This is a genomic window from Synechococcus sp. Cu2B8-bc1011 (assembly GCF_047302735.1).
GTDB lineage: Bacteria > Cyanobacteriota > Cyanobacteriia > PCC-6307 > Cyanobiaceae > Synechococcus_C.
The window spans coordinates 1,678,335-1,700,749 of record NZ_CP138915.1 but is presented as its reverse complement, the minus strand read 5'-3'; the positions used below and the strand labels follow the sequence as shown (position 1 = coordinate 1,700,749).

Annotated in this window: 20 protein-coding genes and 1 tRNA gene; 11 read left to right on the top strand and 10 right to left on the bottom strand. The window is 46.8% G+C overall.

The annotated features are described in order from the left end of the window. The first annotated feature begins 57 nt into the window (after positions 1–57). Positions 58–2,400: a ribonucleoside-triphosphate reductase, adenosylcobalamin-dependent gene (nrdJ, locus tag SIC18_RS08860; RefSeq protein ID WP_413429359.1), complete on the top strand. Its 2,343-nt coding sequence runs from the start codon at positions 58–60 to the stop codon at positions 2,398–2,400. Positions 2,401–2,593: 193 nt separating this feature from the next. Beyond that, a tRNA-Ser gene (locus SIC18_RS08855) sits at positions 2,594–2,680 on the top strand. A gap of 596 nt (positions 2,681–3,276) precedes the next feature. Here SIC18_RS08855 and SIC18_RS08850 read toward each other — a convergent pair. Then, entirely contained in the window at positions 3,277–4,572 is a 1,296-nt protein-coding gene (locus tag SIC18_RS08850; RefSeq protein WP_413429358.1) for an esterase/lipase family protein, read from the bottom strand. A gap of 569 nt (positions 4,573–5,141) precedes the next feature. On the opposite strand from SIC18_RS08850, the gene SIC18_RS08845 reads away from it, so the two are divergent. Further along, the gene (locus SIC18_RS08845; RefSeq protein WP_413429357.1) at positions 5,142–5,414 is read left to right on the top strand and encodes a hypothetical protein; all 273 of its coding nucleotides are present in this window, start codon (positions 5,142–5,144) and stop codon (positions 5,412–5,414) included. A 346-nt stretch (positions 5,415–5,760) separates the two neighbouring features. On the opposite strand, the gene SIC18_RS08840 is transcribed toward SIC18_RS08845, so the two are convergent. Further along, on the bottom strand, positions 5,761–6,609 hold the full coding sequence (locus SIC18_RS08840) for a sigma-70 family RNA polymerase sigma factor (RefSeq protein ID WP_048346397.1): 849 nt from the start codon (positions 6,607–6,609) through the stop codon (positions 5,761–5,763). Between the two features lie 35 nt (positions 6,610–6,644). On the opposite strand from SIC18_RS08840, the gene SIC18_RS08835 reads away from it, so the two are divergent. Next, positions 6,645–6,959, top strand: a complete 315-nt coding sequence (locus SIC18_RS08835) for a hypothetical protein (protein ID WP_413429355.1) — start codon at positions 6,645–6,647, stop codon at positions 6,957–6,959. 218 nt (positions 6,960–7,177) lie between these two features. Here the strand turns inward: SIC18_RS08835 and SIC18_RS08830 are convergent, their stop codons facing one another. Both SIC18_RS08830 and SIC18_RS08825 read right to left on the bottom strand, forming a co-directional pair. After that, positions 7,178–7,450, bottom strand: a complete 273-nt coding sequence (locus SIC18_RS08830) for a hypothetical protein (RefSeq protein WP_048346395.1) — start codon at positions 7,448–7,450, stop codon at positions 7,178–7,180. Positions 7,451–7,915: 465 nt separating this feature from the next. Continuing rightward, the gene (locus SIC18_RS08825; RefSeq protein WP_413429354.1) at positions 7,916–8,503 is read right to left on the bottom strand and encodes a thermonuclease family protein; all 588 of its coding nucleotides are present in this window, start codon (positions 8,501–8,503) and stop codon (positions 7,916–7,918) included. A gap of 546 nt (positions 8,504–9,049) precedes the next feature. Here SIC18_RS08825 and SIC18_RS08820 point away from each other — a divergent pair. Then, complete coding sequence (locus SIC18_RS08820; protein ID WP_048346394.1) at positions 9,050–9,256, top strand: hypothetical protein; 207 nt, start codon at positions 9,050–9,052, stop codon at positions 9,254–9,256. A gap of 518 nt (positions 9,257–9,774) precedes the next feature. Further along, positions 9,775–10,008: a hypothetical protein gene (locus SIC18_RS08815; protein WP_048346392.1), complete on the top strand. Its 234-nt coding sequence runs from the start codon at positions 9,775–9,777 to the stop codon at positions 10,006–10,008. 1,386 nt (positions 10,009–11,394) lie between these two features. Here the strand turns inward: SIC18_RS08815 and SIC18_RS08810 are convergent. Continuing rightward, positions 11,395–12,030 (bottom strand): DUF938 domain-containing protein, encoded by a 636-nt coding sequence (locus tag SIC18_RS08810; RefSeq protein WP_048346390.1) that lies wholly within the window; start codon positions 12,028–12,030, stop codon positions 11,395–11,397. 465 nt (positions 12,031–12,495) lie between these two features. On the opposite strand from SIC18_RS08810, the gene SIC18_RS08805 reads away from it, so the two are divergent. The 4 genes from SIC18_RS08805 (at position 12,496) to SIC18_RS08790 (ending at position 16,781) form a co-directional block, all read left to right on the top strand. After that, entirely contained in the window at positions 12,496–14,667 is a 2,172-nt protein-coding gene (locus SIC18_RS08805; protein WP_413429353.1) for a glutamine synthetase III, read from the top strand. A gap of 14 nt (positions 14,668–14,681) precedes the next feature. Next, complete coding sequence (locus SIC18_RS08800; protein WP_048346388.1) at positions 14,682–15,218, top strand: thermonuclease family protein; 537 nt, start codon at positions 14,682–14,684, stop codon at positions 15,216–15,218. A 79-nt stretch (positions 15,219–15,297) separates the two neighbouring features. Further along, on the top strand, positions 15,298–15,525 hold the full coding sequence (locus tag SIC18_RS08795) for a hypothetical protein (RefSeq protein ID WP_048346387.1): 228 nt from the start codon (positions 15,298–15,300) through the stop codon (positions 15,523–15,525). Between the two features lie 524 nt (positions 15,526–16,049). Continuing rightward, complete coding sequence (locus SIC18_RS08790; RefSeq protein ID WP_413429351.1) at positions 16,050–16,781, top strand: phycobilisome rod-core linker polypeptide; 732 nt, start codon at positions 16,050–16,052, stop codon at positions 16,779–16,781. A 462-nt stretch (positions 16,782–17,243) separates the two neighbouring features. Here SIC18_RS08790 and SIC18_RS08785 read toward each other — a convergent pair whose 3' ends face one another. The 5 genes from SIC18_RS08785 to SIC18_RS08765 form a co-directional block, all read right to left on the bottom strand. Next, the gene (locus tag SIC18_RS08785) at positions 17,244–17,399 is read right to left on the bottom strand and encodes a hypothetical protein (protein ID WP_157028565.1); all 156 of its coding nucleotides are present in this window, start codon (positions 17,397–17,399) and stop codon (positions 17,244–17,246) included. A gap of 197 nt (positions 17,400–17,596) precedes the next feature. Next, positions 17,597–18,181 (bottom strand): hypothetical protein, encoded by a 585-nt coding sequence (locus SIC18_RS08780; protein ID WP_413429350.1) that lies wholly within the window; start codon positions 18,179–18,181, stop codon positions 17,597–17,599. 454 nt (positions 18,182–18,635) lie between these two features. Continuing rightward, positions 18,636–19,508 carry a polyphosphate kinase 2 gene (gene ppk2 / locus SIC18_RS08775; RefSeq protein ID WP_371190322.1) on the bottom strand — a complete coding sequence of 291 codons (873 nt, stop codon included), beginning with the start codon at positions 19,506–19,508 and terminating at the stop codon, positions 18,636–18,638. Between the two features lie 152 nt (positions 19,509–19,660). Then, the gene (locus SIC18_RS08770; protein ID WP_048346384.1) at positions 19,661–21,004 is read right to left on the bottom strand and encodes an ATP-binding protein; all 1,344 of its coding nucleotides are present in this window, start codon (positions 21,002–21,004) and stop codon (positions 19,661–19,663) included. A gap of 9 nt (positions 21,005–21,013) precedes the next feature. Then, positions 21,014–21,724, bottom strand: a complete 711-nt coding sequence (locus SIC18_RS08765; protein WP_048348110.1) for a response regulator — start codon at positions 21,722–21,724, stop codon at positions 21,014–21,016. A 229-nt stretch (positions 21,725–21,953) separates the two neighbouring features. Between SIC18_RS08765 and SIC18_RS08760 the strand changes: the two genes are divergently transcribed. Beyond that, positions 21,954–22,409 (top strand): hypothetical protein, encoded by a 456-nt coding sequence (locus SIC18_RS08760; RefSeq protein WP_048346383.1) that lies wholly within the window; start codon positions 21,954–21,956, stop codon positions 22,407–22,409. Positions 22,410–22,415: the final 6 nt, after the last annotated feature.

The following is a 22,415-nucleotide window of genomic DNA, read 5'->3' as shown; positions in this document are numbered from 1 at the left end:
ACGTGCAAACCCCATTGGTGGCGTTAGGATACCCGAAGGACAAGCCGAGAACAGCAAGTGACTCTGACACCAAGCCGCACAGAAAAGCCAGAGACACAAACCACTGAGCTTGGATCTATCAACGGCGATTTCCCAGCAACTGCGCCCGCAGCCAACCCGGTGTTTTATCGCACCTACAGTCGACGATTGCCTAAAGGAAGAGAAAGTTGGAGTGAAGTAGGCGAACGTAACCGATCAGGACTTCTCAAGCTTGGTTCCCTCAATGCAGAGGAAATGGACCTACTGGCCAGGATGCAGTCTGAGAAAAAAGCACTGCCATCCGGACGCTGGCAATGGATTGGTGGCACTCCATGGATCGAGAAGCCGGAAAATTTCTCAGGGGCCTACAACTGCACCTCCACAAATCTTGTGGATTGGGAAGCGTTCGGTCTGATGATGGATTTAGCGATGATGGGGTGTGGAACAGGCGCAATCATCGAGCCCCACTTCATTGATCAGCTTCCAGTTGTCATTAATCCGATTGAAGTACGAAGCGTTTCAAACATCGGCATTACACCGGCAGACAACCGCCAGGAAACCACGTCCTTCAACATCAGCGATCACAATGTTTCAATCAAGGTGGGGGACACCAGACGTGGTTGGGTTGATAGCTACCAACTGCTCTTAGAATTGAGTAGTGATCCTCGCTTCGAAGGCCGAAAAGTTGAGGTCGATATTGACCTTTCTGATGTGCGTCCTGTCGGCGAAACCCTCAAGGGTTTCGGTGGTATGGCGAACCCCGTCAAACTGAAAGATCTCTACGGTCGCGTCGCAAAATTGCTGGGCAAAGCGATCGGTAGACAGCTCACATCCATCGAATGCTGTCTCCTTATTGATGAAGCAGCCGTCACGATTGTGGCGGGTAATATCCGGCGTAGTGCCGGTATGCGTCAATTCGCTTCCGACGACATGTCAGCTGCTGGTGCCAAGGAAAATTTGTGGCAACAGGATTCTGAAGGCAACTGGAGAATTGATCCTGAGCGCGATGCGCTGAGGATGGCGAATCACACCCGTGTTTATCACACCCGACCAAGCAGGGAAGTGCTGCTAGAAGCAGTCACACGTCAATTCCACAGTGGTGAAGGCGCCATTCAATTCGCTCCTGAAGCGCTCGCTCGCTCGAACGCCGATTTACTAACCACCAAGGAATTAAGAAGTGAATTTATCGAGATTTATTGCGACCAAGGCCGTGAAGAAGCAGGGCGCTGGCTCGAACAAAATCATGGTGCAATTTCAAAAGAAGAACTTGAGCATCGGCTGAGTCGCTACGGATTAAATCCGTGCGGTGAAATCCTCGGTGCAGATTTTCATTGCAACCTTGCCGAGGTACATCTCAACCAAATTGACCCCAAAGATGAAGCATCGCAACGCGACGCCTTCCGAGCCGGTGCACTCTCCGTTGCCTGTCTGCTCAATCACAAATTCGAAGTCGAGAGGTACCGCCAGAGTCGAGCCTGGGATCCAATCGTAGGTGTGAGCTTTACTGGGTTATTTGATTTCTTCGTTCATGCTTTTGGTACACCATGGCTGCAGTGGTGGGAAGCAGGACGGCCTGAAACCGAAGAAGGTCTGAATTACAAAAAACAAGAAGCTGATTACTTGAAGCGGTGGAAATCGATCGTGAATGAAACCGTTTGGGATTATTGCGATCGTCATGGACTGAGGCGTCCAAACCGCTGCACCACAGTTCAGCCCGCTGGAACAAAAAGCTTGCTTACAGGTGCTGCACCTGGTTGGCATCCGCCCAAAGCTCAGCGCTTTATCCGCAGGATTACTTTCCGCAAAAACGATCCTGTGGCGATGGCCTGCATGGATTATGGCTACACAGTGGTTCCTTCCCAGTCCGATAAGGATGATGAAGGTCGTCTTTTGAACGATCCATTCGATTCACGCTGCACGGAATGGTTAGTAGAAATTCCAACCGAGGTCAGTTGGGCCAATCTGCCTGGTGCAGACACTGTGGATATCAATGCATTCTCGGCATTGGCACAATTTGACTTTTACATGCAAGTTCAATTGCACTACACCGCCCACAACACATCGGCAACGATCGAATTTCGTGAGCATGAGATTGAACCGTTAACCGATGCTCTTCACCAGACCATCGAACAGGGTGGCGGATACATTTCTGCAGCTCTTCTCGCTCGATTCGATGCGAATGCAACCTTCCCACGCTTGCCATTCGAACCAATCGATGCACAAACCTATGCGCGCTTGCAGAAAGAAGTCATTGAACGACGAGTCAATAATGACTTTTTCGACGCATTGCAAAAATATGACAGCGGAGAGCTAACGGAAGCAGGTCCAGCTGGTTGCGATTCAGATAAGTGCCTCTTACCTTTAGCAAAACCTAATAGCTAAAAATCCAGCAGGGCTTAAGTCATGCGATTAAGCCCTTAACCGAAAACAATACAAATCAGACATATATTAAACTTTAAATACAAGTCAAAAAGTGATCCCTCCGCAGGAAGAAAATACTTTTAAAGTACCCTTATAGATAAAGTTGCGACAGAGGCCTTAAACCTGGTGGGATGATAAGCTATGAAGACCTCTTGGAGAGGTGGTCGAGTGGTTTATGGCTCTGGTCTTGAAAACCAGCGTGTCTGCAAGGGCACCGTCGGTTCGAATCCGACCCTCTCCGTTCTCTATTACCGAAAAGCCCAGTCACTGACTGGGTTTTTTAATGACTGAAATCAGGCGGGCCTTGGCGCTTCTCTTGGCACGATCATCGAAGATCTTGACCACGAGTGATCGGAGGCAGCTTGCCTGATCCGACCGACAACATCAGGGCGAAGTGGCTGGCCTTCAATACCGAGACATAATGGATCGACATGAACGAGGGGATGGTTCGGGTGGCCGCTGATCACTAGGTCCTGCCTGAGCCTAACAAGATCGAAAGCCCAAAATGGGCCGATGCTGATCTTCGCTGCAAAGTCCTTTGTCCTCGATGTTGATAGCGCAACGTATTGGCGACAATTGACATCAATTCACACTCAAGACGAAATAGCAAAAAGGATCGGCAGGAAGTTGGTTATTGCTGGTTTCTTTGATAGCGATAACTCTGTATGTTGACAAGGAGTGAACCGTTCAAGCCAAGAGAAACAGCAAAATCCGACCAAGCGAGAAGAAGACATCGGAAATTAATTGTAGATTAAAAATATTTTTACACCTTCGGTTTTAATTAGAAGTCCGAAGCGAATCGAAATGAGGAATCATTATCAAGGATTAGCCTTTAAATTAAAGCAGCTCTCTCCACATGAGAATATCGTACAAATTCACGAAGAAATCATTATTCTTCACAAGATTCAAATGATTCGATAGGAAGAAAGTTGCATTATTCCATTCAACAATCGGACCCATATCAGGCATCATTGCATCTTCAATCGCATACGCACTAGCTCTTAAGACTTTACCATCTCCAGAATTAGCATTCAAGAATGAAATTGATTTTTCATTTCGATTAACGCGAACATTTGATTCGGTCGGTGTTCCAACGCCTGCAAACAAATAAAATCTAAGATGCTCAGGTGATTTGCTTTTTAGATCCAATCTGGAATAAAATAATTTTGCTTTACGCAATAATGTCTCCTGAATTTCCACAGCGAGGGAATTAGCCTCCTGATTTGTACTGCCTGAAGGGGCAATTTGAGCAAGAATGTTAGCCTGGTTTGGATTGAGTATCCCCCAATTCATTGACTGCCATAATTTAGGATCCATCAGATCTATGTCTTGACCAGTTTGATCAACAGCTAGAGATATATCAGGACGCGGAAGAAGTTCATACATTGATGGCATGGTACCAAGAACTGCAGCAGGATATTTAAGCCATTTAATGTGATTAAACTCATAACCATTAAGAAGATTACTTAACGCTTCAATCGACCCTTTATTCGGTGGAGCAACCATGATGATGTTTTCAATTTGATCGCCACCTCTCCAGTCAAGCTCAGGAGTTGATTCACTAGTCCCTAATCCTTGATCTCCATATCGCAAATAGTATCTTGCTACTAGACATCCCATCGAATGGCAAATAATATCAAATTTTTGCCCCTTTTTAGATCTCTTGTTAGTTTTATAATATTTTGATTTTTCGTCTATAAAGTTATTGAGCTGAATTGCACTATCAGCATTAGATTGACGCCAATCATAAGCAAATTCAAACACAGGAGTGGCCATGCCTGAGTCGTTATTAGGGATCGGCTTGTCCTGAGGATTAGGCTGATAACCTGCCTTCTTCAGCGACTTCATGATAGTTGCGTAGATTGCCAGATTAAAAGATGAAAATGGAAGAAGGCTTATCTTCAAAGTTTCAACTACAGATACAGCTTTGACGTTATTTTGCTTGCGCTTAACGAAAGCCTGCCGATTCGTTAATGGCAAAGCAAGTAATTGATTATCCTTATCCGTAGATGGCCAGTAACTACTATGGCCATATGATCCCCATGCAGTTTTTCCATTTCTGGCATCGACCAACTTGGTTCCTCCGAGCCCTGGAATTAAAATGATTGGATTTGCGTCTTTAGAGCGATCCATCACTACGTCCATGAATGGCCCGTGCGTCGGTCCATAAATGACACTGCTTCTGGTGCAGGAAGATACAAGGGCTGCTAACAGAGTAATGAAAGCAGTTTTTTTCAGAAGATTCACGAGCAAACAACTGAAGTCCTTAATCTGTTGTTAATTAATCATAGCCAGAATCAAACAAATAAATCCAAAGCTCTGGGAATCATGATGAATTGTGAATGCTAATAGAGGCATTAGTCTATGAAAACTGGATATATGATCCATTAAAGTTCTTTTTAAAAAACAGTTTAAAGTTTCGTGCGTGCATCAGTAGGAGCGGATCTACAGCATCAAGCCAACCGAGCCTCTGGGCGAGAGCAAATTAAGCAGTGTTCAGAAGCAATAGAGAACGATAGTGGACTACCTATGCCTAGGACTGACGGAGCCTAGGCAAGAAAAGAAACGCAATGCGTGCTGAGACTCTTGAGGTTTTGTGGCGCATTGCCAACAAAGTGAATAGGATGGGAATTAGACCTTGAAGGCAAAAGTCCAAATCCCGGAATTCACTTTTTTCTTCTTATTTGACTTTGATTGAACTGATGAACAAATCAATCTGGAAAGAGCACGCAACCATACACCAACAAATCTCTGAGTTTACGCATTCAAACAAGGAAAAAGCACATACGCCGTGGCATCAGCTGGAGAAAAGTCAACGGCGACAAATCATTCAACATAGACACAGCTGCAAAAACTATACGAAAATATTTCTCAGCTTCTTTATTGCAACTGTAGCGATCGCAAGCATTGTATCCATCAAAGAAGAAGCTAAAACCGGTATGGCATCACTAGACAAAACAGTATCAATCTCATAAAGTGTAATGGCAAAGATATACTGATTAACACGAAGAGAATCACCGATACAATTAATGAAAGCCTTCAAGGTTTGATTTTGGCCGACATAAAGGTGGATTCACAAACCAAAGTAACTCGGGTAAAACAACCTGTTCGGTTAAAAGTTTCGCCGTTGAATGGTTTTAAAGGAAAGCAGGCAATTCTAGCTGCAAATATCTCAAGGCCAGCCAATGAGCCGCTGTGGGCAGCTGAATCCTTTGACAGTGCTGCTTATTAATGGACAACATCAACCAGTGAGACACCCCTCAGAGAATGGGAATCTGATCTGCTTGTATCCCTAGCCATCCCGATGAACTGCAGGAGATGTTATGCCACGAGATCACGATGCTCGATCAATACGGCAGCTAAGTATCTTTTGGCTCGATCTACCTTCTGACGGACTCGTTCGCGGCTGATTCCAATTTCAGTAGCAATTGATTGAAGACTCTGCTCTTCAACAACATTGCGACGTAGTAACTCTTGGTCATTATTCATGGCTAATTTTGCATGGTCTCGAAGACATTTCTTCACTTCATCCCATTGGAACTTATCGAAATTAGGTATTGATTGCTCATCGCAAAGAATATCAGAGAGGGTTGAACTATCCCTATCGCTGCCAAGGTTCATATCTAGCGATGCAGTGCTTTTGGCAGCAAAAGCGTGGCGAAGGTTCTTTAGCTGAGTATCGCTGACCTCTAGTAGCCTGCAAATCTGCTCATCGTTTAATCCCGACGGAAGTTGATTCAGCTTTGTTAGAGCAAGATTCATAGAAGTTGGCACCCTGATCGTTGTGGCTGTCTGATCAATTGCCCTACTGATTGATTGACGGATCCACCAATACGCATAGGTGCTGAATTTGTATCCCAACTCGGGATCAAACTTCTCAACGGCACGGTTCAAGCCAATGCAACCCTCTTGAACCAGATCGCCAAACTCCAATTGCCCCAGCTGACGATGGAGGTACTTGCGGCTAACGGTGACAACTAATCGCAGATTAGCCTTGATCATTCGGTCTTTGGCTCGTTTGCCAGCTCTTTTTTCGCCAGGCGTTGCTGCTGGTGATTGGCTTGTCTTCACAGCAATTCCAAGCGTGATCTCCTCGGCGGCTGTGAGCAATGGAGTTCGGCCCATCTCATCCAAGAACTGATCGATGTTGCCGTTATCAGGGAAAAACATCTAATGAAAAGAACTAGACCGTCCATTGGTTCGCTTTGAGTTTTGCCCATGCAGACGAGTATTGCCGCGAGCTTGGATACGAAAACGCAGGTCAGATCGATACCGGCATTGATATCAATTCGATCGGAGTTCAGCGACTGGGTCTGGCGGGTCACATCAAAAGTCTGAAGGTTCGAGATCAAGACGGCAAGGACGTCATTCATACCAGTTCAACGAAGCAGAGAGGTCAGCCTTCGCACCAGCAAAAAAGGGAGCAAACAGAAGAAAGCACCACCAAAGGCAAGTGTCTCCGCTATGGGTTGGCCGTGATGACTCGTTTCACCAACAAAAGCGTGCAGATCAGTGCCTAGATGGATCTGCAGAACGATGTTCATCATTGAATTGGCCAATTCCTCACAAGGTTTGTCTCCTTAGACCCAGCGAAGAAGGCGTTTAGCCCTCTTTTTAATGCCTCCGCGTCCGTACCCTGGGTCGTCCGTGGCGTTGATCAAACCCAAGAAAATTGTATGGTTTCTGCTCTAACCCTTAAAACTGATCAAAATCTCTGGATAAAACTAAAATTAGCTGTTCAGGATCCGGTGGCAGGTTTAAAGCCAGGACCTGGAGAAACAGGAGTACCACCATTGCAGAAGTTAGAAGCAAAAACTTCTTTGTCTTGAATCGTCCAGTCGGGTTTGTTGGCTTTATACCAGGCAATGCTATCTGTATAACACGTGTTCCAACGTTCCGAATGCTGAGCGATGGGTCGAAGTGAAATCGCAACTGAAACTGAGCTCACAGTTGCAACAACAGCCAAAACAGGAAACAAATGAGCGTTAATCATCTCGCGCGCTTGGGACATGGGTCGATGGTTCGGTTACGACCATTATCACCACACGGCTGATGTCTAACCCAAATCAGGTGAGTGACCAACATGCTTCCAAACAGTGAATAGAGAGTCAAAGCGACACTATCCCGTCTCTGCGTGGCTGTCTTTACGCCCACACCCCCCAAAAAAAAGCTATAGCTCTGCAACGGACGAAGGAGTTCGATGAAGAGGCCTATACGCTCAAACAAAAGAAAACCCGCCAAAGGCGGGGTTTCTTGACTTCTTTTTAGGGCGTGTTGCCTAGTTTCCACTCCGTGAAGAAGTCTTCCTCACTCCTGAATTATGGTTGTTCAATCGAAGCGTGCCAGAGATCGTCAACACTTGGCTGACTGGCACAAGATTTGTTGAATCACGGATGGCAAGCAGAATCCAAATCAAGAATCGACGACCTGCAAGCAAGAACGGTTTGTTCCGCTTGAATCAAGGCAGGGTGATTCGTCAGAAACGCTTAGCCCAAGGGCATTGCGAAGCGGATCTATGAGAAATCACGGCATGCCCGTTGCGAACCTGCTGCTGACCAACGTTCCTGTTGTCAGTGAAAAGCTCTGCAATCGTGCGTCCATAGCGATCAGTCGTGATGCGGCGAATACCAACTGATCGACCTAAAACCAAAGTTCTCAAAGCATCGGCGGATTGTTCGGAGGAGCTGTTGTCATAAGCAGTGGGACGCATCCTGGTGGACCTAAAGCGAGGAGGTTTTTTGATTTCGGGAGCATCAATACAAGCCAACCTGACTGTTTCACCATCAGTGGTCGTACACGTGTTCCCGTCGTAACAGCCCTGAAAACGAACAAGTGGCAGGTTTTGGCCAATAGGTGTAGCAGCGCTAGCGCTGACCTGAAGCGAGAACAGAACGGTGACGAAAGGAAGGAAGTTGCCCATGCCATGATTCTCGCCAAGAACATTGGCTTCACCCCATAGTCTTGGGAAAACATCTGCCTTGCGCGCAGCGATGCAACGGAAGTCCCGAAACTTGATGCTGGGGTCTCTGTGCAGACACCATTGCATGACAGGGTGACTGAGCATCAAGGGTTACAGAAATCTCGCTGGGATCTACTTAGCAGTTGAAGCCCAGTATCGACGGTAAATTGATTGCGTTTTAGGAAGTGCAAAAAGGACAGCCATAGCAAGGTTTGGATTTTCACTAATTCATTGTTAGCTATGACGATTGACGTACACATGTATTCATTGACACAAACGAGCAGGCATTAGAAATTTATAAGATTCGAAAGGGAGCCATAGGGGGCAAGCAAATTTTCAAATGATTAAAAACATGACTGAATGCTTCACTTCCGAACCATAATCTTTGAGTGCATCAGCCAAGAAGGATAGATTGATCCCCAAAAAAGACAGGAAGCACTACATTTTCGATGACACCAACAAATCTGACATTAAGAATCTAGACAATCCAAGGGCCTGCTCAATCAATCCAACAAAGATGCTTCGATTCTTAGCTGGAGATCCTAGAAGAACAAAACGACAAGCCAACAGGGAATAACTTCACACCAAACGCATAAACGAGGGGCTGTGCTCCAGAATTCTCTAGAAACCACTAGAAGGAACCTGGATCAAATGGAAAAATTTGTGGATGTACGACTCAGCACAGAGGAGGCTGAACTGATTGACTTTGCACTAGATCTAGTGGTTGATGCTTACGGCAAGAGCCTTGATCAAGGCGGAATCGTTGATCAGCTCAAAGAAAAATACAGAAGTACAGAAGCCAGGGCTTTTGTTGATCAGCTGCGTAGACGCTGCTACATTGCCACGGATCTTGAATAAAAGTGATTGAGCATGAAGAACCCTGTGAGTCATGTATTACTTACTTCATTGAAGTAAAGGCCTTCATTGGCAAAATCTTGACTTTAAAGGGTGTTACGCGAAGAAAAGATGTGGATCTTGTTCAAAATGGAAGAGTGATCAGAACAGGCCCCATCCGTACCATCGAAAGTATCCATGGAGCTGACTAAACAATAGGCTGAAAGGTTTTCAACAAGCATCCAGAAAAACTCTCCATCCTGAGTATTTCACCAGAATCCAACCAAAAACCCTTCATCGAGGGAAAAAGACAGAGAACAAACTCGGATCAAAATCCGATTACAGCTAGGGAGTCAAGAGAAGACAGTTGTATCAGAAAAATGAATTACAAAAGCAGATTCAGACTCATATTGAGAGAACAACTCAAAACACTGGATAGAAACATCCTTCATCATTGCTCACCAATCGGTTTTGATGTGAACACTTTGCTTGCCAATCGGAACCACAATGCGAGAAGCTACGCTTAATAAGTAAATTTACTCATGCTTGACGTTGAACGGCTCACTCCAGATGGATGGAAGCCAATTGCCAGTCAGGCAGATATTCACGCAGCAATCAACTACGCGGAAGAGCTTTGCATGGAAGAACCTTCCACATACAGGATTCTTCTCAACGACGAATTGGTCTGTCTAGTGCGGCAGCAGGGCATAATCTGGATCAATGCCAACTCAGAAGTGATGGGAGAAACCGAATTTGAGAAAATCGTCTCGGTATGATGACAACTGCTCAAAAATCTCACGAAGGCAATCTGTTTGTGGATCAAACAGCAACTGAGAAGAGATTCAAATGACACGTTTGACACAACAAGACCAGACAGAAAGCTCTCAAGAGAACGCGCAAAGTAAACCACCAACTCTCAAATTTCATCATCAATAGAAAGATTATTTCTCTGTTTAATTAGCTTAAGACTGAATTATTCCAAAGTATCAACTAAGCGGCCATTGTTCATATGGGCAGGTAAGCTAAGTTGGATTTATCCCTATCTGGCATGCAAAGAACTCAACTTGTAACTTTGATTTTTCTGGCATGCACGCTTGGATTGCATTCCATCAACCCAGCACTAGCCAAGTCCACCCGCAGCTTCAGTGGATCAAATCCAGGAGAAGTTGAGAAAAATGCAAAAAAAGCTGGATTTGACTATCCAGATGGAGAGATGCAATGCAGCAGTCGCTGTAGCCAGAGGTGGGCAAAAGAGTAATCAATCAATTGAATTAATTGTACTCAGCCAATAAAATGATCGAGATCAATCTACCTGCCAACTCCATCGAATCAACGATTCTCTTGAATGCTCAAATAAACGATCTCAAAAACCTTTACTGGTCAACATCAATAACTTTAAGAGCCATATGACTAAAAATGTAATCGCAAAAGGAAAGAATATTGGCATCATAACTTCCTTTATTCTTTATTTCGATAAAACCAGTTGCTAAAAGCAGCCCCATTACAGTACCAGTAGGTCATGCGCACTAGTAACTTGGCTGCATTTTTGCATGACTCACAACAAAAATCCCCGCTTAGCTGAGCTAGGCGGGGCGGGTGATGGGGAACCACAAGCATGACACACTTTGGCTCTTTTTCCACAAAATCAGCTATTCAGAACCCTGTCACCATCATTCTCCACAGCATGTGGGGAAAACGCCGGTAGGTTTAGGCAATCTGTGGAGCGCTAGCTGAAATTCGTGGAGAACGGCTGATCTACACCCTTGGTATCGACCTATCCTTCAATGGGCTGGGTGATGGGGATCATTCCAGTGAACATTCCCCCGAAAGCGAGGGGATTTTTTATAGTCGTGCTGCAGCGGTGCCATCGACCTCTGTGGTTAATAGACAAAGGACTCGCAATAAAAACAGGCAGAGAATGGAGCTCAATTATTAGGAAGCCACAAGCTCACCACAACTTTTAGAAAATCAACCATAAACTTCATTCCTATCACTAACTTTCCAATAGGGAATCAACCTCTCTTAATTGCGATTAGAGTGAAACAATAATACCCCTGCAAGGCCTCATTCACACAAATCACCTTTGCACATGCCACAGCAACCGTGTTATTTAGTCGAATCTTGATAAAATTTTAGGGCAAAAATGTACTCAACGAATAAAATTATACAGTTTTCAAGGCGGTAAAAATAAGATTATTCGCAGGCAATTCTATGAACTGCATGTTATTGAATCCTACCTTGCTGCAGAGTGTCTCCACAGATTCAAGATCACGTACTCCCCAGGAGGGATTGCGCTCCCGCAGCGACTGATCAAAAGCTTCATTGCTTAAACTCGTATGAAGTCCGTTTCGACGAAAAGGTCCATAAAGAATGAAACGACCTCCAATCGGAAGGTGCTCAGATGCCTGCTCTACTAATGATTGGCAACAGCTCCAAGGAGCAATGTGAATCAAATTGATCGCAACAACAACTTTTAATTCAACACAAGTTCTTTTAGGAATGAGCCAAGGCCGGTCGAGAACATCAAGTTGTAATGCTGGCGGCATAACATCACTTAGACACTCATAGGCAATCCAAGCATTGATACTTTTGCAATGGCTCGGATCAGGGTCACTGGCCTGCCATACCACTCCAGGAAACTGGCGCTGAAAGGTCACAGCGTGTTCACCACTTCCACTGGCAATTTCAAGGACAGCACCTTGGTCAGGCAGCAGCTCTGAAAGAGCAGCTGCGATGGGAGCACGATTGCGCACTGTTGCCGGGAAGTAGAGACGATCTTGATTAGAAGGTGGATACATCCTTAAGCACGCAAATCATTTCAATAAGCAATTAATGGTCAGCTTAAGCAGAGAAAAAGATACTAAAGCAAAACAGTTATTCGATTTTAACCTTTCATCACGCGCAATTAACACAACAAAGCCAGTCATGGATCGAATATTAATTTGAGTCTTTAACATTCACTACATAGCGCAGCATCAGTGACAACCACGGAGTCAGCCATCACCGGGAAAACTGTTGTTTATCAGTTCACTAAACAGAGTGATTGAAATTGAAATGGGTTGCAACGAAGCATGGATCACATCGGCTGAGCTCTAAGGATTGAAATCAAAAAGATCTAAAAAGAGGGTTCCTACCATTCCAAAATTCCGTAACGACACATGGCACATCAAAAGCAGATGTCATGGAACTCAAGCAGCAAGGGGTTGAAACACGTATGAGGGCCTAGTTTGGTTGGAAAAATACGCACCTGAGGCCCATAAACGATGCCCCATCCATCTCGTCTGGCTGCCCTACAAGCCATTCAACAGCGCAAACCAGTGGCTTGCGACAAAAGTGGGTCCTTGGAGGAGATATGGGCCAGTGATGTCTTCACCCTGGCGCGCATGAAAAATGCTCTGCCGAAGGAAGCATTCAAGGTTGTTCGTCGCGTGATCCGGGACGGAGGCAAATTAAATTTAGAGGTGGCTGACGCGGTTGCTCAGGCAATGATGGATTGGGCCGTCAGCAACGGAGCACATTATTACGCGCACGTCTTCTATCCCCTCACAAACTCAACGGCAGAAAAGCACGACGGTTTTATCAGTCCGCTAAAGGATGGCCAAGCCATCCATGAATTTTCAGGCAAACTCCTGATTCAGGGAGAGCCAGATGGCAGCTCGTTCCCCAATGGCGGCATCCGCTCAACATTCGAGGCCCGTGGATATACAGCCTGGGACATCACCAGCCCTGCTTATTTAATGCGTACGCCCAATGGCGTCACCCTATGCATCCCAACCGTGTTCGTGAGCTGGACCGGCGAAGCTCTCGATAAAAAGACCCCACTCCTGCGCTCGAACGCAGCCATGAATCGCCAAGCGCAACGCTTGCTTCGCTTGCTTGGCAACAAGGACGTTGCGGCAGTGAATAGTTCCTGCGGAGCTGAACAGGAATATTTTTTAATTGACAGTCAATTTGCAACGCTTCGCCCCGACCTACAGCTTGCAGGAAGAACCCTATTCGGAGCTCCCTCTCCTAAAGGGCAACAATTTGACGATCATTACTTCGGTGCCATTCCTGAACGGGTTCAGGTTTACATGCAGGACGTTGAACACCAGCTATATAGGCTCGGAATTCCTGCAAAAACTCGACACAACGAGGTGGCGCCTGGGCAGTTCGAAATCGCACCTGTTCATGAAGCCGCCAACGTGGCAACAGATCATCAACAAATGATCATGACTGTGCTTCGTAGCACGGCAAAACGGCATGGATTCACATGCCTTATGCATGAAAAGCCCTTTGCTGGAATCAATGGGTCTGGCAAACATGTGAACTGGTCTGTGGGTAACAGCACGCAAGGCAATCTTCTGGACCCAGGTTCAACGCCTCACGACAATCTGCAATTTCTACTGTTCTGCGCCGCTGTGATCCGAGGAGTGCATCGATTCGGCGCCCTTTTACGAGCAGTGGTGGCGACAGCGGGAAATGACCATCGCCTTGGAGCCAATGAAGCTCCACCCGCGATCATCTCCGTGTATCTGGGTAGACAGCTAGAGGAAGTTTTCCAGCAATTCCAGCGTGGCGAAGTCACCGGAAGCAGCACAGGCGATGTCATGCGCCTGGGTGTTGACAGTCTCCCTGAGTTCAAAAAGGACGCTGGTGATCGCAACCGCACATCACCGTTTGCGTTCACGGGCAACAGATTCGAATTCAGAGCCGTGGGTTCGGGCCAGTCAGTGGCTGGTCCACTGGTGGCGATGAACACCGTTCTCGCAGATTCACTCGAGTGGATTAGCGATCAAATCGAGGCCAATTTGGCCTCGGGCCAATCCTTGGAGCAGGGTGCAGCAGACGTCTTAAAACAAGTGATGGACCAACACGGTGCAGCCGTGTTTGGGGGTGATGGGTATTCCGATGCGTGGCATCAAGAGGCCACCGAACAAAGGGGATTAGAAAACCTACGCAACACCGCAAACGCCCTGCCAGTCCTACGACGAGAGGAAGTGAAGACGCTGTTCCAGCGTCAGGCTGTGATCTCATCTGTGGAATTGGAGAGCCGCTACGAGGTTTACAGCGAGCAATACACGCTGGCAGTGGAAGTAGAAGCCAAGGTTGCACTCTCGATTGTTCGGACTCAAATCAGCCCAGCTGTTCAGAAACATCTCGGCTCCCTGGCACGAAGCATCAGCCAACAACAAGCCGTAGGCCTGAATCCTGACCAACGAACTCTGCACTATGAAGCAGAGCTACATCAAAGGATGCAGGATCAAATCAATGCTCTCGACGATGAATTGCATCAGCTTCATCATGGCGACACCACAACATCGATGAACCATGCAGCCAACGTTCTCCTTCCACGACTTCTTCAGCTGCGAGATGTTGTAGATGACTTAGAAGGCCTGGTGGATGACGACCGTTGGCCGCTTCCTTCGTATCGAGAGATGCTGTTCGTCAGTTGAGCAAGGAGACTCTCATGGCATCAACCACGAAGGCAGTAAGTCTGAGCTTTCTTGTTGGCCTACTGGCAGGTACAGCCTTACCCAACGTGGTGGCCGCTGAACAAACCCACCCCACCCAGATCGTGACCGTACTCAAGGTCAACAATGGTCAGGAGGTGCTAGTCGACATCAATGGAGAGGGAAGGGCGGTTCGACTGGCCTGCATACAAGCTCCGTTACGCCAGCAACAACCCTGGTCGCAGCAAGCGAAAACAACATTGAGCAAAGCACTACCTCAGGGGTCCGTTGTCCAAATGGAACTACGGGCTCGAGACGTGTATGGGCGTGTTGTAGCCAGACTGCTGAACGAGAAAATTGACATTGCGGCCCCGCTCGTCAGCAAAGGGCAAGTGTTTGCCTATGACGGTTACCTGGGACGATGCGACGACTTGAACTATCAAGCGTTGGAGCGTGCAGCTCAAAGCCGGAAAGAAGGCATATGGTCCGTAGAAGGAGGAATTGCAAGACCATGGGACTTAATCGAAGCAAGTGGAAAACAAGAAGAACCCTAGATCTTTGCCACTTTGTAAAAATGGCCACAAACTTGGGCGTCGCAATCAAGCTGAATGGTTTGATCCTTGAAAAGATTTCATGAGCTACGAACCTGGAAGTACTGATTGCCGACTCTTGATTGATGCCAAACACCATCTCGAGGAAGCGTTGTTGACCTTAGATGCGATGCCACACACCGATCACATCCAAAGACAATTGAAAGCGGTGTATCGACAGCTAGAAGGAATGCACGATCTCAAAAGGGCAGGTGGATCTCAGGTGTCGCTTCAGACTGCGGATTGGGCGTCGGCAACCGTTCAGTCGTAACGCAACAGCAAGCATTCAAAAGAATTCATGATTTACAGCGATTGATCCGCCACAATTAAAGGGTTGCATCACTCACTTCATGTTTGAAAATCGCGATCGCCCCGCCTGGATGAACTGGTTATTTCTTGCGATTTTTCTGTGGAGCTCGTGGCAACTGGCCGGCTTTTGGTTTGAGCAACTGCATGGATGAAGCCGACACTTCGGCCTTCACGTGATGAGTTATTAAAATCATTAGCGCAATCAAGCCTGAATATAATCATCAGAAGAAAACGCCAAGAACAATTCATGAGATTATTGCAAAGCAAAACCAATCAAATCAATTGGAATATCTAACATTCTATTCAGAAAACAAAAGTCTCGATTGACAGATAGCTATCACATCAACAAAAGCATTGAGTATTACATAATCCATAAGCCGGATAAAGCGGAGGCAACACAAAGCCTCTATTGATACGCAGAGTTGTAACCAATAAAAAGCTTGAGAGAGAGGCCAATGCATAGCATGAAACTATTATTAAAACAATATGGCAATTCCTCCAAAAAGTTCCACAGTTTCAACCCAAAACTCAAGGGTTGAAGCAGTCAGCAATCAAAACATAGAATCAAATGCAGACAACGAAAAAGAAAAACTAATCAAGAATTGCTATCAACAAGTATTTTTTCACCTCTTAGAGAATGACAGGGAATCATATCTCGAATCACAATTACGGAACAATTCAATCACCGTACGCGACTTTATGAGAGGACTTTTTTTGTCTGAGCGGTTTCGTAGAGGCTATGTCGAATGCAACAACAACTATCGATTAGCAGAACAAGTCGTTGCAAGAGCGCTTGGAAGAAAAGTATATAATGCAGAAGAAAAGCAATCACTATCAATAATAATTGCAGAAAAAGGATTTAACTATTTTATAGACTATGTACTAGATAGTAACGAGTACATGGAAAGGTTTGGTTACGATATTCCACCTAGCGAAGTGTCTCGTGTTCTGCCGGGGCAAGCAAAAGGCTCAGTACCTCTATATCAACAATATCCAAGATATGGGATTGATTGGCAGAAAAATCTGATATCAAATCGATTCATGATGTCAATCAATGATCATTTACTTTACAGCAATAAGACATCATTAGAAAAGCTACTGTATGAAAAGCCAACCGGAAGGACTTTAAAATTATGGATACTTGCACTCGCTACAACAACAGGCATTGCGATCTGGATCATATTAGCAATATTTAGATCTACATTCACCATCAATTAAAAGCGAACTCTATTCGGGAATTGATTAATTGAGGTTTGATCAGGAACTTTTGTCCTTAAGGCAAGAAGAGCCAATTAACCCAATAGGACCAAAAACTAACCCTGCAATCAACCATATCCAATATTTCTGTTTTTTCGATTCTGCCAATGAGGCACTTAAAAAGCCACAAGGCAACAAAATAAAGAAGATAGCTATTAATACGTAGCTGTTCATACTGGTTACTCAAGATCAACCCATTTATAGATTACTATCCGAACAGGGGAAGTAATCAATGAACCAAAGATGGTGCATCAAATAGCTAAAGAAAAAGTCAAATTCATCAATATACAATAAAGAACTCAAATACACTAAGACTCTGTCACAACAATAAGAAGCCAAGCTGAGGGAAACTCAAAAGCAATAACAGGTATCAAAAACAACTGACGAAAATACGATGATTATACTATAGCAATACAATAACACTCAATATTTTTCCTCCCTTTTGATGGTTCCTCTTGCAATTTTCATGCTTCCCATCATTTCCAGGGCCAAAGGCTGCGTATGATTAAACCATCGCTCAATCGCTTCAAGCTCTTCTTCCTGGTACTTACCAAGTAATTCAACAAGACGAAGATCCATTTATTCATCTTAGATTTAATCATTGAATTTTATATAAAATAACGAGGCACATGGAACAAATAATCACAATCGACAGTGATATATGAAAACAAGCAATGTATCCTAGCCACAGAGCAGGATATTGCATTGAAGAGAGCTCAAATTGGGCTTCCCTTAAGAGGCCAATAAATCTTCAATATAGATAAGCATGCATTTAATCATGTCGAGAGAATGACCCTCAACCAAACCATAAGTATTCCAAAAAAGAAAGCCAAATTGACCCAACTTGAATCATCTTCTCCCATGGCATGGGCTTCCTTCATCACTTCTTCGACAACCAAGTAGATCAAAGCAGCAGTCCCGAAGGCCAGCAATCCTGTTAAGTAAGGGCCTGTTAGATATTTAGCCAAGATTGTGCTGCTGATGAGACCAACTAGGTAGGTCAATGCCATCAGTCCACCACCAAGGCTACTTCGCCAGCGCTGACCCCCTCGGCGCAACAGAGTCGCAAGGCCAAGCGATGCAAGGCCCATTTCTAGGGCAACAGCAAGGGGAATCACCCATCCCTGTGAACCAACATCGGGGCTAATACCTACCACTAGTCCATCAATGAGGCTATCAACTAAGAAAGGGATTAACAATGGAATTATTGGACGAGATTTATTTTTTTCAGCAATTTCGTGAGGATCATCTAAAACATTATTGACTACAATTAACAATGAAAAACCGAGACAGAAGCCTATGACTAATCCCAAAGGATGATTATCACTACTTGCTGCTGGCATCAGATCTGCTGCGGCCATGCCAAACACCAGACCTCCAACTAGGTGGGCAATCAAACCCCGTAGACGTAGGCCAGGTCGAAAGCGGCTCCCCAAAATGCCGCCGAGGGCCATCGTGATCGCCGGGAGTAGCAAAAGCAAAGCATGCTTGTATTAATTGATTCTCAGCATATTCTCATTTTTATAGTCAGTGGAGCCAATGCTGCGGATTGTCATCGTTTGGTGCTGAACAAAGATGGCATTAGAAATGAGATCGTAATCAGCTAATCCTGCTCAAAAGTGCCTTCCGGGTCGTGCGCTGATGGCTACCAGGAGACGTGCGAAGGAGTCAGAAGGAGATCGTTCCTCTCACGTATAAAAGAATAGTCAGGTCTTACAGAGGGCCTTTCAAAAGAGAAACCATCACGAACTCAAGGAGTCCTAGCGAGGGAGAGTCGTCAGGACTTATGAGAACTAAAACAATAGCGTCAGTTGATTATTCGTATGGATAGTGATTGGGAACAAAAAACTGTTCATTCATGGGGGGCCTCTTGTAAGAGCCCTGTTTTGGCCTAGGTGGTAGGTCAATGGCTGGAGGAGTCATATCTTCCCATGGCACTTTGCTGAGTACATGCCTTAAACAATTAAGACGAGCTCGCCTCTTATCATCGGCTTCTACCGAGAACCATGGTGCTTCAGGAATATTCGTGCTTGCGAACATCACATCCTTTGCCTCAGAAAACTCAACCCAACGATTGCGTGCTTCAAGATCCATTGGACTGAGCTTCCAGCGGCGGGTGGGGTCATCGATGCGTGATTGAAAACGGGTTTCTTGTTCTGTATCACTAACTGAGAACCAATACTTCAATAACAACACGCCACTACGAACCAACATTCGCTCGAACTGAGGGCAATCCTCGAGGAAAGACTCAACCTCATGAGGGGTACAAAACCCCATCACTCTCTCCACACCAGCACGGTTATACCAGCTACGGTCAAATACAACAATTTCGCCTGCAGCAGGGAAATGTTCCACATAACGCTGGAAATACCACTGCGTTTTTTGACGATCAGAAGGGGTCCCCAAAGCAACAACTCTTGCCCCGCGAGGATTTAAAGGCTCCGTCAAGCGTTTAATCGTGCCACCTTTGCCAGCTGCATCCCGTCCCTCAAACAGGATGATCATGCGAAAGCCCGTTTCTTTGATCCAATACTGCATTTTGACGAGTTGAGACTGGAGCTTTTCCAGTTCTGACTCATAGATCTTTTTCTTGAGTCGTTCACCATGGTGACTTGGCCGCTCAAGTCCATCCCCATCCTGTTCAGCCCAGGCCACGCTGTTGGGATGGCTGCCATCAAGCTCATGCATCAGTGCATCAGGTACGGGTTTCGACGAAGTGGGTAGGTCTGATTCTTTGCTTTTGCCGCTGTGTTTTGATTTTTTGTTCTCCTTGTGGCCCATGACAAAGGGATCAGCAACATTCCATTGGTGCCTCGCAAATCCAAAAAAAGGGCAGAACATCAGCTTTTCGCAACGTTCTCCACCAAGAGCTCCATCGGCAATGACAACCGAATAGCAAAGCGACCTGGACCCTTCAGATCACTCAAACCCTCGGCATAACAGCAATTGAGATGGCCACCGTGGAGACGCGCCACATGCACCACAATGGCCAATCCCAATCCACAGTGGCCCTCTCCTCCTCGCGATGAGTCGAGGCGGTGAAATGGTTGCAGAGCCTGCTCCCACTGACGCTGGGGCATGCCTTCACCCTGATCCCAAACTTCTATCGAACATTGATCGGCAGTGCGCAGCAAACGCAACACCACAGGGGCCTGTCCATAGGTGAACGCGTTGTCAATCAAGTTGGCAACAGCACGACTCAGGGCAACGGGCTTCACCATGACCTCAACGTTGTCCAACTCAAGCTGCAATTGATCAGCTGGATGACTGCTCGCCACCTCAGCCAGCAACTGATCCAAGGGCACGGGCACAGAGAGTTCTTCATCACCACCACCGGCGAACAGCAAAAACTGACCTGTGATGCGTTCCAGAGACTGCAAATCATTGGCGCAACGCTCGCGTTCTTTTGCGCTGAGTTGAGGCATGGACAAACGAAACTGCAGCCGCGTGATAGGTGCCCGTAAGTCATGGGCGATTCCAGCGAGCATGGTGGCTCTCTCGTTCCGATTGGCCGCCAAACGTTGCACCATGGCATTGAAACGGCGTGTCAGGCGCTGAACCTCCGGAGCACCACGAGCAGGAACAGCGTCAGGATCGATTCCATCCCCAACCCTGGACAAGGCTTTTTCCAATCCACGTAAAGGGGCCTCAACCTCCACAAGCAGAAACAGGCCGCCACAAATCATGCCCGCCCCCACCAGGGATAACCCCAACAGGGTGGGTTCGGGCGGCCAGCTCATCGGTGCACGAACATTTACGCGCAACCAAATCGGTTCTAGCGGCGAAATCAGCTCAATCCAAATTCCGCGTTCGCCCTCCTGATCGCGATCCGCTACCACCATCGGACAATGGGAGAGCCGTTCACAAAGCTGGGTCTGAAGGGCGTTCGCCTGGCGTTGAAATCCTGCTGAAGGACCCTTTTGATCTTGCTTGGGGTGAATCGCAACAGTGAGATCTAGACCGGTGAGTTCAGTGACGAGATGGGGGGGGTAGCGCTCTAGCGCCAACTCCGTGAGCCTGACATTGAGCGCCAGATCACGGCCGAGCTGCACCGTCTGTAATTGCTCGAGCTGCTGTCCAAACAAGACCTGTAAAACCAGTAAGCAAAACGCCCAACTGCCAAGAGCAAGGCCACTCCAACCGAATAGGGATCTCAGTCGAACTTGCCACACCCTTGGGGTCATTCCAGACCCTCAACGCGAACGAGGTTGTCCATCAGGAACAAAGACATAGCCATATCCCCAGACCGTTTGGATGTAGCGAGGACGCGCAGGATCCGGTTCGACCAGTTTGCGCACCCGCGAAACTTGCACGTCCATGCTGCGACTGTCCGTATCAGACCCTGGTCCACGAGCCAGCTCGATGAGTCTTTCTCTTGATAGAGGCCGATGGGGGTGCTGCACGAAGGCTGCTAACAAGCTGAACTCACCACTCGTAATAACAACAGGCGTCCCGTTGCGAAACAGAGTTCTGGCAGACAGATCGAATTGATTCTCTCCAAAAGTCACATCACCCCCTTCAGCAAGGGGAGTGCCCGCAGGAATCGAGCTACGTCTTCTCAGCACTGCTTCGATGCGTGCTGACAACTCTCGGGGAAGAAACGGCTTCGCGAGATAGTCATCCGCTCCTTGCTCTAAGCCAATAATCCGGTCAACTCCATCTCCTCTAGCCGTCAACATGACCACGGGTAGATCATCTCCGGCATCTCGCAAGCGCCGTAAGGCTGTTAAACCATCATCGCCAGGCATCATCAGGTCGAGCACGATCAAGTCGGGGCGTTGAAATTCAAGCCTTGCCTCAAGCTGCTTGACATCACTCAGACAACGAACGTCATACCCCTGATCAATCAAGTAGGTGCCCACCATTTGACGGAGCTCCGGGTCGTCGTCCACGACCCAAATCATCGAGACTTTTTTTGCGGGGGAGGTCGAAGCCGTGGAGGAAGGCTGGGTCATCGCCATACCAACCAAATCATCAGAGAACTGATCACCACTGTCGCCACATCAGTTGAATGCTCCGATCGTATGGAGCATCCAGCCAACTGTCTCGCTGAGGCGGACCATGTCACAGTTAATTGACGATCTGTCATCACTCAGACATCTCTTGACCGATCACACTCCATAGTCTTCTGTGATGGAGAAATGGGTCACTTTCACACTCATTGCACTGGGAGCTGGTCTCCTGCTGCCAGACCAAAGTGTGCAAGCGAATCCTGTGCGCCATTACGGCACCAGGATGGAAGCGTTATTTGTTCGGATGGATTCCAATCGTGATGGACGTTTAGAGATCAAAGAAGTTAGTGACCAGCCTTACCTCAAACGACGACTGCAACGCCATCCAACCCGAACCTATTTGTTAATCGAAGACATCAGACCGTCAGCAACCCACCCAAGCGGGCTGCGATTACAAAAACGCTTTCAACAAGCCGATCGGAATGTGGATGGCCGATTAGATCGCAAAGAGGTGGGATCCCTTCCTTGGCTTCAGCGCAATTTCGAAAGCTTGGACCGCAATGGGGACGGCGGCCTGACCTTGAATGAACTTTGGATGATGCAGCGTTCACTCGCTCCACGAACAAGATCACGTTGAACAACG